The organism is Paraburkholderia rhynchosiae, assembly GCF_002879865.1.
GTDB classification, from domain to species: domain Bacteria; phylum Pseudomonadota; class Gammaproteobacteria; order Burkholderiales; family Burkholderiaceae; genus Paraburkholderia; species Paraburkholderia rhynchosiae.
In genome coordinates this window covers 98,335-110,757 of record NZ_PNXY01000002.1, presented here as the reverse complement: position 1 = coordinate 110,757, position 12,423 = coordinate 98,335, and the positions used below count along the sequence as shown (strand labels likewise).

General features: G+C 62.0%; 10 protein-coding genes. 2 read left to right on the top strand and 8 right to left on the bottom strand.

All coding sequences use genetic code 11. The features are described from left to right. Positions 1-15: 15 nt before the first annotated feature. The gene (locus C0Z16_RS02850) at positions 16-1,158 is read right to left on the bottom strand and encodes a BMP family ABC transporter substrate-binding protein (RefSeq protein ID WP_102630724.1); all 1,143 of its coding nucleotides are present in this window, start codon (positions 1,156-1,158) and stop codon (positions 16-18) included. 265 nt (positions 1,159-1,423) lie between these two features. Here C0Z16_RS02850 and C0Z16_RS02845 point away from each other — a divergent pair, with 265 nt between their 5' ends. Next, on the top strand, positions 1,424-2,173 hold the full coding sequence (locus tag C0Z16_RS02845; protein ID WP_102630723.1) for an SDR family oxidoreductase: 750 nt from the start codon (positions 1,424-1,426) through the stop codon (positions 2,171-2,173). 212 nt (positions 2,174-2,385) lie between these two features. Here the strand turns inward: C0Z16_RS02845 and C0Z16_RS02840 are convergent, their stop codons facing one another. Together C0Z16_RS02840 and C0Z16_RS02835 are read right to left on the bottom strand one after the other, a co-directional pair. Next, positions 2,386-2,703 carry a winged helix-turn-helix domain-containing protein gene (locus tag C0Z16_RS02840; RefSeq protein WP_102630722.1) on the bottom strand — a complete coding sequence of 106 codons (318 nt, stop codon included), beginning with the start codon at positions 2,701-2,703 and terminating at the stop codon, positions 2,386-2,388. A gap of 39 nt (positions 2,704-2,742) precedes the next feature. Continuing rightward, positions 2,743-4,176 (bottom strand): aminotransferase-like domain-containing protein, encoded by a 1,434-nt coding sequence (locus C0Z16_RS02835; protein WP_102630721.1) that lies wholly within the window; start codon positions 4,174-4,176, stop codon positions 2,743-2,745. A 167-nt stretch (positions 4,177-4,343) separates the two neighbouring features. On the opposite strand from C0Z16_RS02835, the gene C0Z16_RS02830 reads away from it, so the two are divergent. Continuing rightward, a complete protein-coding gene (locus tag C0Z16_RS02830; protein WP_102630720.1) occupies positions 4,344-6,692 on the top strand; it encodes an FdhF/YdeP family oxidoreductase in 2,349 nt (782 codons plus the stop codon). Positions 6,693-6,728: 36 nt separating this feature from the next. Here the strand turns inward: C0Z16_RS02830 and C0Z16_RS02825 are convergent, their stop codons facing one another. The 5 genes from C0Z16_RS02825 to C0Z16_RS02805 all read right to left on the bottom strand — a co-directional run bounded on the left by C0Z16_RS02825 (position 6,729) and on the right by C0Z16_RS02805 (position 12,268). Then, the gene (locus C0Z16_RS02825) at positions 6,729-7,232 is read right to left on the bottom strand and encodes a YgjP-like metallopeptidase domain-containing protein (protein ID WP_102630986.1); all 504 of its coding nucleotides are present in this window, start codon (positions 7,230-7,232) and stop codon (positions 6,729-6,731) included. An 82-nt stretch (positions 7,233-7,314) separates the two neighbouring features. Then, complete coding sequence (locus C0Z16_RS02820; protein WP_102630985.1) at positions 7,315-8,613, bottom strand: L-fuconate dehydratase; 1,299 nt, start codon at positions 8,611-8,613, stop codon at positions 7,315-7,317. A gap of 58 nt (positions 8,614-8,671) precedes the next feature. Then, positions 8,672-9,613, bottom strand: a complete 942-nt coding sequence (locus C0Z16_RS02815) for an ABC transporter substrate-binding protein (protein WP_102630719.1) — start codon at positions 9,611-9,613, stop codon at positions 8,672-8,674. Between the two features lie 102 nt (positions 9,614-9,715). Further along, a complete protein-coding gene (locus tag C0Z16_RS02810) occupies positions 9,716-10,741 on the bottom strand; it encodes an ABC transporter permease (RefSeq protein WP_102630718.1) in 1,026 nt (341 codons plus the stop codon). 15 nt (positions 10,742-10,756) lie between these two features. After that, complete coding sequence (locus C0Z16_RS02805) at positions 10,757-12,268, bottom strand: sugar ABC transporter ATP-binding protein (protein WP_102630717.1); 1,512 nt, start codon at positions 12,266-12,268, stop codon at positions 10,757-10,759. Between the last annotated feature and the right edge of the window lie 155 nt (positions 12,269-12,423).

The following is a 12,423-nucleotide window of genomic DNA, read 5'->3' as shown; positions in this document are numbered from 1 at the left end:
CTCTGCAGTCGCGCGTTACTTCGGCAGCGAACCGTCGACGCCTTGCACGAACCAGTTCAGACGCAGCAATTCCGGGTCGCTCAGCGACTTGCCCGCCGCCACCTTCACCGCGCCCGACTGATCCATGATCGGTCCGGCAAACGGGTTGAACTTGCCGGAGACAATCTCGTCGCGCTTCTGGCTCAACGCTTTTTGCGCCGCCGGCGACACCGCTTCGGTGTTGATGTCCGCGAGGTCGATCGCCTTCTCTTTCAAGCCCCACCAGACGGGCGTGTTGTTCCACGTGCCCGACACCACCTGCTGCACCAGATACGAGTAATACACGCCCCAGTTGCTCACGCACGCGCCGAGTTGCGCATTCGGCCCGAACTTTTTCATGTTCGAATCCCAGCCGAACGCATGCACCTTCTTCTGTTCGGCGGTCTGCATCGTGGCCGTCGAATCCGTGTTCTGGATGAGGACGTCCGCGCCCTGGCCGATCAGCGTTTCGGCGGCCTGTTTTTCGAGGCCCGGATCGAACCAGCTATTGATCCACACTACCTTGACGCGCGCCTTCGGGTTCACCGAGCGCGCGCCCATCGTGAACGCGTTGATGTTGCGCACCACTTCGGGCACCGGCACGGAGCCGACGAAGCCGAGCGTATTCGACTTCGTCGTATAGCCCGCGACGAGTCCGGCGAGATAGGCGCTCTGATAAGTGCGCACGTCGTAAGTCGCGAAATTGGATGCTTTCTTGTAGCCGGTCGCGTGTTCGAACACAGTGTCGGGGAAGTCCTTGGCGACCTTCAACTCGAAGTCCTGAAAGCCGAAGCTCGAGCCCACCACGATCTTGTTGCCCTTCGAGGCCAGATCGCGAAACACGCGTTCCGAGTCCGCCGACTCGGGCACGTTCTCGACGCGCGTCACTTTGATTTTGTCGCCGAATTTGGCCTCGACCTCTTTCACGCCCTGTTCGTGCGCATAGGTCCAGCCGGCGTCGCCGGGATTGCCGAGGTAGACGAAGGCGATGCCGACCGGCTGCACGGTGGCCGCCGACGCCAATGCAGCCCCGAAGCCCAAACTCAGGCCGAGCGTTGCGGCACATGCCGCAACAAGCGCGGTTCGAAAAGACCTGATGCGCAGTGATTGGTGCAGCGCTCGCGTCAGCTTTGTTTTCATCAATTCTCCGAAGAAGGTTGAAGGATCCGCCCGGCGCCCGATTGTCTCCGGGCAAGCCTCCAGCATAGGGGGCCATATTCCGGGGTCAATTTCAGAGGAAAAATTATTCGTTGTTATTCCACCCATAACAGGAGCCGTATCAAGGCGGCCGGTTGGAAACGTTCGATCGTTTCGAACGAGTGCATCGGGAAAATGGCACGGCAAGCGCGCTTTGGAAGCGCAAGATGCATCACATCAACCCGTAAAACCTTTTCGGAGAAACAGAATGACTCGCTTCCAGGATAAATCGATTCTCGTCACCGGCGGCAGCAGCGGCATCGGCTTCGCCACGGCCAAAGCCTTCGCCGACGAAGGCGCCCGCGTCGTCATTACCGGGCGCGATGCCGATGCGCTCGAATCCGCGCGTGCGGCGCTCGGCGGACAAACCGTCGCCGTGCGCAACGATGCCGGCTCAGTAGCGTCGGCGCGCGAACTGGCTGCCGCGATCGGTGCAGCGGGCATCCGGCTCGACGCGGTGTTTGTGAACGCGGGCATGGCGAAGTTCGCCCCGTTCCCAGACGTCGACGAAGCGTTCTGGGACGCGATGTTCAACACCAACGTCAAGGGCGCCTATTTCCAGATCCAGGCGCTGCTGCCGCTGCTCAACCGCGGCGCGTCGATCATCATCAACGGTTCGATCAATGCGCATATCGGCATGCCGGCGTCGTCGGTGTATGCGGCGAGCAAGGCCGCGGTGATTTCGCTCGCGAAGACCTTGTCGGCGGAATTGCTGCCGCAGGGCGTGCGGGTGAATGTCGTGAGTCCAGGCCCGGTGCAGACGCCGCTGTACGGCAAACTCGGCCTCGACGCCAGCGCGCTCGAAGCCACGGCCGCGCAGATTCTCGCCCAGGTGCCGGTCGGGCGCTTCGGCACGCCGGAGGAAATCGCCTCGACGGTGCTGCATCTGGCCGCGCCAGAATCCGCGTTTATCGTCGGCACAGAAATCATCGCGGATGGCGGAATGAGTCAGCTTTGAGCCGGTTGCGAGGCGAGCGGTCGGTGGCTTGCGGTTAGTGGTTTGATGCGAGCACAAGCGAAGCGGTTATCGCCGATTGCACTATGGGCTACATCGCTGTCACTGAATGAAGCCTTGGCGGCGGGTTCACGTCGCACCGCACGTCTATCCGCCGCCCGCCTCTCCGCCGGGTCCCCTATTGCGCAGGTCAAACCCTGCCGCGTCGCCGTGGCTTAATGCAGCCTCGGCGGCGGCTCTTCATCTGGCGCGCCGTCCTCATCCGCCGCTCCGCCGTCGGCGAACAACTCCGAGCATAGACCCTGGCCGGTCTCGCTCAGACGCGCGGTGCCGGTGCCTTCCTCGTTGAACGTCGTGTCCACGAGACCGCCGTCGACCAGCGCCGTCAAGTGCCGCCGCAGCGCGCTCATTGGCACATTTGCCTGCTTCGACAGCTTCGCGAGCGACCACGCGCCGCCGGACTTTTCCCGTTGCGCGCGCCAAAGCTGCGCCAGTATGGCGAGCAGCACCGGATCGATGTCCTCATCATCCATTCGTGTCTCCTGTCTCCTGCCCCAACCCATCCGAGCGCCTCAACCCATCTGCGTCACCAGTTCACCAAGCGTCTTCAACGCCGCCTCGCTTTCCGCCGTCCACGGATAACTGTAATTGAGCCGGATGAAGTGGCGGAAATCGTTGCGCGTCGAAAACATCATGCCGGGCCCGACCGTGATGCTGCGCGCGAGCGCCGCCTGATAAAGCCGCATTGAATCGACGCGCTCCGGCAACTCGACCCACAGCACGTAACCGCCCCGCGGCGTCGAAATGCGCGTGTCGGCGGGAAAGAAACGCCGCACCATCGCCGTCATGATGCTCGCCTGCTGCCGGTAGACCTTGCGCACGTGCCGCAGATGCCGGTCGTAACCGTCCTGCCGCAGATAATCCGCGACCGCGACCTGCGGCACCGAAGGCGTCGTCAACGTGTTCAGAAACTTAAGCTTCTCGACTTGCGCGCGATAACGCCCAGGCAACGCCCAGCCGATCCGGTACGACGCAGTCAGGCTCTTCGAAAACGACGCGCAATGCAGCACGAGCCCCTGCGTGTCGAAGCTTTTCAAAGTGGACGGCCGCGTCTCGCCGAAATACAGCTCCTGGTACACGTCGTTTTCGATGACCGGAATCCGATGGGCGGCAAGCAATTCGACGAGTTGCCGCTTGCGCGCGTCCGGCATCTGGAAACCGAGCGGATTCTGGAAGTTCGGCATGACCATGCAAGCGGCAATCTGTTGCCTCGCGATCACCTCGGCCAACGCGTCGATGTCGATACCGTCGACAGGATGCGTCGCAACCTCTATCGCCCGCATGCCCAGACGTTCGATCGCATGCAGCATCGCGTAATAGGTCGGCGACTCGACGGCCACCGTGTCGCCGGGTTTGGCGACCGCCTGCAAGCTGAGATTGATGGCCTCCGTGGCGCCGAGCGTGATGACGATTTCGCCGGGGTCGACCGGCATGCCGTTCTCGGCGTAGCGCCGCGCGATCTGCCGGATCAGCTCTGGATTGCCGGGCGGCAGGTCGTCGATCAGGTTCCAGCTCGCCTGCCGACGGGCAATCGCGTTCGCGTACTGGTTGATGCGTCGCCACGGGAACAGCGACGGATCGGGATACGGCGAGCCGAACGGCACGGCGTCGTGCGCGCGGATGCTGCGCAACGTCGACAGCACCAGCCGGCTCACGTCCACTTCGGCGGCCACGGGCGGCATCGGCGGCGCGGGTTTGTGGCCCGGCCGCGGCTTCTCGGACGTGAATGCGCTAAGCGCCGCTTCACGCACGAAATAACCGGACTGCGGACGCGTTTCGACGATGCCGCGGCTCTCCAGCAACGCGTACGCATGCAGCACGGTCTTGATGCTGACGCCATGCTGCTGGCTCGCCTGCCGCACAGACGGAATCCGCTCGCCAGCCGCGAACACGCCGCGGCGTATGGCTTCGGTGACTTCATCGGCAAGCTTTTCGTACAGTTTCAAAAACGTGGCTCAAGTAAACGGGGCGTCTGGGCCGCCAGTCTATGACAGAACGCACGCAACTGTATCCCTTCCCTTTTTCATTTTCTGTATGCTGCACTGCGATTGGAACACAGTAGTCTTGCCGGTATCGGCTGAAAAGCCATGTCAAGACGACTCGCGGCAACATCATGAAGAAACCCGACACTCGTAGCGAATCCGGCGGCGAACCGCGTATCGAACCTTACAAACATCCCGCCGCCGGCTGGGGCGCGCTCAAATACGTCGCCATTAACCTGCTCAAGGAAAAGGTGACGGGCGGCAATTACCGCACACTGCTCAAACAGAATCAGCCCGACGGCTTTGACTGCCCCGGCTGCGCGTGGCCGGATCGCGAGCATGCATCCACGTTCGAGTTCTGCGAGAACGGCGTCAAAGCGGTGGCCGCCGAAGCGACCAGCAAGCGCGTGACGCCCGCGTTCTTCGCGGAGCACACCGTCGCACAATTGATGACCCAGTCCGACTTCGAACTGGAGCAACATGGCCGCCTGACCGATCCGCTTGTCTACGATGCGATGCGCGACCGCTACCTGCCGATCGGCTGGGACGAAGCGTTCGACCTGATCGCGAGCCATCTGAAGCGCCTCGACAGTCCAGACCGCGCCGCGTTCTACACGTCGGGCCGCGCAAGCAACGAAGCCGCGTTTCTATACCAGTTGTTCGTGCGCATGTACGGCACCAACAATTTCCCCGATTGCTCGAACATGTGCCACGAAGCGACGAGCCGCGGTTTGCCGCACACGGTCGGCATCGGCAAGGGCACGGTCACACTGGACGACTTCGAACACGCCGACACGCTGCTGATCTTCGGCCAGAATCCCGCGACCAACCATCCGCGGATGCTCGGCGAACTGCGCGAATGCGCGAAGCGTGGCGCGACCATCGTGTCGATCAATCCGTTGAAAGAACGCGGCCTTGAACGCTTCGCGAGCCCGCAGCATCCGGTGGAAATGCTGACCATGGGCAGCACCAGAATCAGCTCTGTGTTCATCCGGCCAAAAGTCGGAGGCGATTTCGCGTTGATCAAGGGCGTCGCCAAGCGCGTGATCGAACTCGACGACGAAGCTCAGGCTTGCGGGCTCGAACGCGTGCTCGACGTCGCGTTCATCGCGGAACACACAGTGGGCTTCGACGCCTTCGCCGACGATCTGCGCGCCGAAAGCTGGGACATCATCGTCGCCGAAGCGGGCGTGCCGTTCGAGGACGTGCTGAAACTGGCCGACATCTACGTGAAGGGCCGCGCGGTAATTTCGACGTGGGGCATGGGCCTCACGCAGCACAAGAATTCGGTGCCGACCGTGCAGCTACTGTCGAACCTGATGATGATGCGCGGCAATATCGGCCGGCGCGGCGCGGGCTTGTGCCCGGTGCGCGGACATTCGAATGTGCAGGGCGACCGCACGGTCGGCATCGAGGAAAAACCGACGCAAGCGTTTCTCGACAGGCTCGGCGAGGTCTACCGTTTCGAGCCGCCGCGCGAGCACGGGCTCGACGTCGTCAACACGATTCAGGCGATGCTCGACGGCAAGGTCAAGGTGTTCATCGGTCTTGGCGGCAACTTCTCGATTGCGACGCCGGACACGCCGCGCACGTGGGAAGCCATGCGTTCGTGCGATCTGACCGTGCATATCACGACGAAACTGAACCGCAGCCATCTCGTGCACGGCCGCGACGCGCTGATCCTGCCGACGCTCGGCCGTACCGAGATCGACTTGCAGAACGGTGTGGCGCAAGGCGTGAGCGTCGAGGATTCGATGAGCATGGTGCACATTTCGTACGGCATGAACAAACCGGCGTCGGAGAATTTGCTGTCGGAGATTGCGATCGTCGCGCGCATGGCGCATGCGACGCTCGGCAGCCACAAGGTGGATTGGCTCGCGCATGCCGCGGACTACGCGCTGATTCGCGACGGCATCGCGAAAGTGATCGACGGTTTCGACGATTACAACGAGCGGCTCAAGCATCCGGGCGGCTTCCATCTTGGCGTGGCATCGCGCGAGCGGATCTGGAAAACGCCGAGCGGCAAGGCACAGTTCCTCGTGCATGCAATCGCGCTCGACACGCCGATTCATCGCGCGCGCCAGCAACACGGCGAGCGCCTGATGACGTTGATGACGACGCGTTCGCACGACCAGTACAACACGACGATTTACGGCCTCGACGACCGTTATCGCGGCGTGTATGGGCAACGGCGCGTGCTGTTCGCCAACAAGGACGACATCGCGATGCTCGGTTTCGCCGCCGGACAGCGCGTGGACATCACGAGCGTGTGGGCGGACGGCATCGAGCGTCACGCGGAAGGCTTTCTGCTCGTGGAGTACGACATTCCGCGCGGTTGTTTAGGCGCTTACTATCCGGAGACGAATCCGCTTGTGCCGTTGTCGTCGGTGGCGGATGGCGCGGGAACGCCGACTTCAAAGTCGATTCCGGTGTTGCTGAAAGCGTCGGCGGTTGAAGTGGCTGAAGCGGTCGCCGCTTGAAGAGATGATGTGCCGCGTGCAATACGGCGGCACACGTCAAGCCTGGCTCTTCACCAACTCGCGATGCGTGAGATGAAGCCGGAGATCGAACTCTATCTGGTGGTAGCCCGGCTGCATGAACTCGCAGAGGCGGTAAAACGCCTTGTTGTGGTCGCTCTCTTTCAGATGCGCGAGTTCGTGCACCACGATCATCTTCAGAAATTCCGGCGCCGCCGTTTTGAACAGCGACGCGATGCGGATCTCCTTCTTCGCCTTCAGCTTGCCGCCCTGCACACGCGAGATGCTGGTGTGCAGGCCCAACGCGTGGCGCACCACGTCGAGCTTGCTGTCGTAAGTGACTTTGTCGATCTGCTCCGCGCTGCGCAGATGCTCGCGCTTCAATTCCGCGCAGTACGTGTACAGCGCGCGGTCGGTCTGCACGTCGTGCGTGTTCGGATAGCGCGCGGCGAGGTACGGGCCGAGTTGTTCGTCGGCGATCAGCTTTTTGACTTTCTCTTGCAGCGCTGGTGGATAACCGCTCAGGTATTTCAGATGGTGCATGGTCGTGGCTTTGCGTTGGCGGCCGCCTGAAAGATGCGGAACGCTAAACGACAAGTTTACACGGCCTCGTGAGCACCCCGCTTCAAGGGCGCCAAATCGGTCCACCAGGAAAGTCATGCTGATCGAGGGCGGCCGCATGCATTTCGATGCTGTAGCCGGGCCGTTGCGGCGGCATATAGCGGCCATTGCGGATAACGACAGGATCGACGAAATGCTCATGCAAGTGGTCCACGTATTCGAGCACCCGGTTGTCCAGCGACGCCGACACGCAGATATAGTCGAACAGCGAAATATGCTGAACGTACTCGCATAAACCCACGCCGCCCGCGTGCGGGCAGACGGGCACGCCGAACTTCGCCGCCATCAGCAGCACGACGATCACTTCGTTCAGACCGCCCAGGCGGCAGCTATCCACCTGGCAGAAGTCGATGGCATGCGCCTGCAGCAACTGCTTGAACATTACGCGGTTATGACAATGCTCGCCCGTCGCCACGCCGATCGGCGCGAGCCGCCGGCGGATCTCGGCGTGGCCGAGAATATCGTCGGGACTCGTGGGCTCCTCGATCCACCACGGATCGAACTGCGCGAGACGCCGCATGTTCGCTATCGCTTCATCGACGTCCCATACCTGGTTCGCGTCCATCATCAGCTTGCGGTTTTCGCCGATCTCTTCGCGCAGGATGCGAGCGCGGCGCAGATCTTCTTCAAGATTGCCGCCGACCTTCTGCTTGAAATGCATCCAGCCTTGCGCAACGCCTTCACGCGCAAGCCGGCGGATCTTGTCGTCGTCGTAGCCGAGCCAACCCGCCGACGTCGTGTAAGCCGGATAACCGTGCGCGAGCATTTCCTTTTCACGCTCCGCTTTGGTACTCGCATGACGATGCAGCATCGCGATCGCTTCTTGCGGCGTGATCGCGTCCGTCACATAGCGGAAGTCCAGACACCGCACGAGTTCCTCCGGGCTCATGTCGACGAGCAGTTTCCACACCGGCTTGCCTTCCGCTTTCGCCCACAGGTCCCATGCCGCGTTGACCACCGCCGCGGTGGCCAGATGAATCGCGCCTTTGTCGGGACCGATCCAGCGCAACTGGCTGTCCGAAGTCAGCGTGCGCCAGAAAGCGCCCATGTCCGCGGCAATGTCTTCCAGTGTTTTACCGACGACCAACGGCGCCAGCGCCTCGACCGCCCTCACGCAGATCTCGTTGCCGCGCCCGATCGTAAACGTCAGGCCATGGCCGGTGAGCGCGTGCGGCGCATCCGTTTCGAGCGTGACGTAGGTGGCCGAATAATCCGGCGCGGCGTTCATCGCATCGGAGCCGTCGAGCGAACGCGAAGTCGGAAACCGGATGTCCCGCACGGACAGCCCGGTAATCGTGGTGATCGTGGTCATGTACACGCTCCTCGACGGCGGCCAGTCAAGCGACGACACTGAGCGACGATCAATCGTAGAGCACGGCGGCGATCTTCGGATCGTTCATGTTGCTCTTGTCGTACCAGTAGAAGCCCGTGTCGACTTTCTTCGGCAGCTTCTCGCCCTTGAGCGCCTTCACCGCCGAATCGACGACGCATTTGCCGATGCCGATCGGATTCTGCGTAATGGCGCCCGCCATCAGCCCTGAATTGATGTCCTCTTTTTGTTCCTTGCCCGAGTCGTAGCCAATGAGGACGAGTTTCTTGCCCGACTCCTTGACGCCGATCGCCGCGCCTTCCGCCGAACCTTCATTGGCACCGAAAATGCCCTTCAGTTTCGGATTCGCCTGGATCATCGCCTTGGCGATTTCCGCCGACTTCAGATGGTCGCCGCCTCCGTACTGCACGGAGACGATCTTGACGTTCGGATGCTTCGCTTTCATCTCGTTGAGAAAGCCGTCGCGGCGGTCGATGCCGGTGCGGCTCGTCTGATCGTGCACGATTACGCCGACGTCGCCCGAATTACCGATCGCCTCGGCCATCTTGTCGGCGGCGAGCGCCGCAGCCGCGAGATTGTCGGTCGCGCACGTGGTCAGCGGAATGTCGCTGTCTACGCCGGAGTCGAACGCAATCACCGGAATCTTCGCGGCCTGCGCTCTTTTCAGTAGCGGAATGGCCGCCTTGCTGTCGAGCGCGGCAATGCCGAGCGCCTGCGGCTTCTTCGCGAGCGCGGCCGACAGCATGTCGATCTGTTTGTCGACCATCGCCTCGGTTTCCGGCCCTTCGAAGGTAATCCTGACGTTGTGCTCTTTCGCGCCCTGCTCAGCGCCCGCTTTGACGGCCTGCCAGAACTGATGCTGGAAGCCCTTCGAGATGAGCGGAATATAAACGTCGTCCGCGTGTGCAAGGTTTGCGCCCCCGATGAGCGCGCTGACGCCCACCACGACACCGAATACTCTTCGATTCAACATGGAATATCTCCTCCTAAGGTGTGGACTCTTCTTCTTCAGCTTTCTTCAGCCTTCAGGGAAGCGTTGTAGCGCCTCCCGTTGTTGATATTGTCCGGCGGAGCGTCAGCTCTTTCTGCGTCGCAAGATGTCGGCGTAGACCGCGAGAATGATGATGAGGCCGGTCACCACGATCTGCCATTCCTGAGCGACGGACATGATGCGCAAGCCATTGGTCAGCACGCTCATGATGAAGGCGCCGATGATGGTTCCGAGTATCGTGCCCGAGCCGCCCGAGAGCGACGTGCCGCCGATCACCACCGCGGCGATCGCTTCGAGCTCATAGCCCTGGCCAAGCGCTGGCTGCGCCGAATTCAGGCGCGAGGCGATGAGCAGCCCCGCAACGCCGCAAATCGCGCCGCCGAGGCCATAAATCGCGATCTTCCATCTATCGACGTTCACACCTGAAAGCCGCACCGCTTCTTCATTGCTGCCGAGTGCGAACGTGTAGCGGCCAAGCGCCGTGCGATTGAGCGTGATCGAACTCACGATCGCGAGAAAAAACAGGATCAGCACCGCGTTCGGAATCGGCAAGCTCGGCACCAGATACCCGATCAACGAGTCCTGCGAGATCATGTAGAAGTTTTCGGTGTCGGTGAAGTAGATCGGCTTGTCCGCCGACACAACCAGCGACAGCCCTTTGAGCAGCAGCATCATGCCGAGCGTCGCGATGAACGGCGGTATCTTCATTTTCGCAGTGAGCGTGCCCGAAATGGTCCCGCACAGCGCGCCTGTACCGATCGCCGCAAGCACGCCGACCCACATCGGCAAATGCCAGTAAGTGAGAAACACGCCGCAAATGACAGCGGTGAAGGTCATCAACGTGCCCACGGACAGATCGATGCCGCCGGTAATGATGACGAACGTGGAGGCAATCGCCAGCACGCCGTTGACCGCCGTCGCCTGCAAGATGCCGAGGATGTTGTCCATCTGCATGAAAGCGGGCGACGCGAAGCTGAAAAACACCAGCAGCAGAATCAGGCTCGCGAAGGCAAGCAGCTTCTGCAAAGCAGTCGGCGAAAAGATGCGGGCTTTGAGGCCGGTCAGGCGCCGTTGGCCCGTCAGCGCCGGAGAATCGGATTGCAGTGTCATAGCGTCCTCTCGGGCTTACGCCGCTTTCAGGGTTGGCCGCAGCGTCGCCAGGTGCATGATGCGCTCCTGGGTCGCCTCCCCGGCAGACAGTTCGCCGGTAATGCGGCCCTCGCACATCACGACGATGCGGTCGCTCATGCGCAAAATCTCCGGCAGTTCCGACGAAATCATCACGATCGCCTTGCCTTCATCGGCAAGCGCGCGCAGCAGCTTGTAGATTTCGCTCTTCGCGCCGATGTCGATGCCGCGCGTCGGTTCGTCGAAGAAGAGTACGTCGCAATCGCGTTCGAGCCACTTCGCGATCACGATCTTCTGCTGGTTGCCGCCCGACAGCAGCCGCACCTCTTGCGCGGCGGACGGCGTGCGAATCGCCAGCAGATTGATGAAATGGGTAGCCCGGCGGCGCATCCGCGCGCGGCGCAGAAAGAAGTTGAGCGACAGGAAATTGCGCAAGTTCGACATGACGATGTTCGATTCGACGTCCATGCCGGTGGCGAGGCCGAAGCGCTTTCGATCCTCCGACAGATAGCCGATGCCATGCGCGACCGCGTGGCTCGGTGTGCGGATCGCCGCCTTCGCGCCTTTCACGAAGATTTCGCCGGACTCGACCGGATCGGCCCCGAACACGGCCCGCGCGACTTCCGTGCGGCCGGCGCCCATCAAACCGGCAAAACCCAGAATCTCGCCTTTACGCAGCGTGAAACTCACGTCCCTCACGAGCGGGCCGGCATTCAGATTCCTGACTTCGAGCGCGATGTCGCCTTGAGCCGCCGCGCGTGAAGAAGGCGCGGCGTCGGTCAAGGTCCGCCCGACCATCATGCCGATGATCGCCTCGACGCTGGTGTCGGCGGCCGCGACGGTGGCTACATATTCGCCGTCGCGCAGCACGGTGACGCGGTCGGCGATCTGCTTCAACTCGTCCATCTTGTGCGAGATGTAGACGATGCCGACGCCCCGCCCTTTCAATTCGCGGATGATGCGAAACAGCTCGGCGATTTCGGCGTCGTTGAGCGCGGACGTGGGCTCGTCCATGATCAGCACGCGCGAATCGAACGACAAAGCCTTGGCGATTTCCACCATCTGCTGGCTGGCCACCGTCAGGTCGCCGACCACGGCGCGCGGGTCCAGACTCACATGCATGCGGGCGAGAATCTCATGCGCCTGCGCGTTGAGCTTGTCTTCGTCGAGAAAGAGGCCGAGCCGCCCGCGCGGCTCGCGGCCGATGAACATGTTCTGGGCGACGCTCAGGTGATTCATCAGTTGCAGTTCCTGATGAATGATGCCGACGCCCATGGCTTGGGCGTCGCGCGGACTCAGGAACTCGACCGGCTGCCCGCCATAGAGGATTTCACCGGAATCGCGGGTGTACACGCCGGCGAGGATTTTCATCAGCGTCGATTTGCCGGCGCCGTTCTCGCCCATCAGCGCATGGACTTCGCCCGCCACCAGCTCGAACTGCACGTCGTGGAGCGCCCGCACGCCGGGAAAGCTCTTGCTGAGCTTTTTGACGGAGATTAGCGGGGTCATGGGGCAAAGCCAATGGCGACGAGGCCGCGACCGCTGGCCTCAAGCGGGGACGCGGGTCGGAAAAGCGCCGGGCGGCGCCGGATTGTTGGATTGAAATCGCAACGAGAAGCCAGGCACATTGCTGGACCCCCAAACCGATGTGCGACGATTCTACG

What these genes read in the sequence shown, in the direction of transcription:
- C0Z16_RS02850 (WP_102630724.1), bottom strand. Translation starts at nt 1,158, where the DNA reads ATGAAAACAAAGCTGACGCGAGCGCTGCACCAATCACTGCGCATCAGG.
- C0Z16_RS02845 (WP_102630723.1), top strand. Translation starts at nt 1,424, where the DNA reads ATGACTCGCTTCCAGGATAAATCGATTCTCGTCACCGGCGGCAGCAGC.
- C0Z16_RS02840 (WP_102630722.1), bottom strand. Translation starts at nt 2,703, where the DNA reads ATGGATGATGAGGACATCGATCCGGTGCTGCTCGCCATACTGGCGCAG.
- C0Z16_RS02830 (WP_102630720.1), top strand. Translation starts at nt 4,344, where the DNA reads ATGAAGAAACCCGACACTCGTAGCGAATCCGGCGGCGAACCGCGTATC.
- C0Z16_RS02825 (WP_102630986.1), bottom strand. Translation starts at nt 7,232, where the DNA reads ATGCACCATCTGAAATACCTGAGCGGTTATCCACCAGCGCTGCAAGAG.
- C0Z16_RS02815 (WP_102630719.1), bottom strand. Translation starts at nt 9,613, where the DNA reads ATGTTGAATCGAAGAGTATTCGGTGTCGTGGTGGGCGTCAGCGCGCTC.
- C0Z16_RS02810 (WP_102630718.1), bottom strand. Translation starts at nt 10,741, where the DNA reads ATGACACTGCAATCCGATTCTCCGGCGCTGACGGGCCAACGGCGCCTG.
- C0Z16_RS02805 (WP_102630717.1), bottom strand. Translation starts at nt 12,268, where the DNA reads ATGACCCCGCTAATCTCCGTCAAAAAGCTCAGCAAGAGCTTTCCCGGC.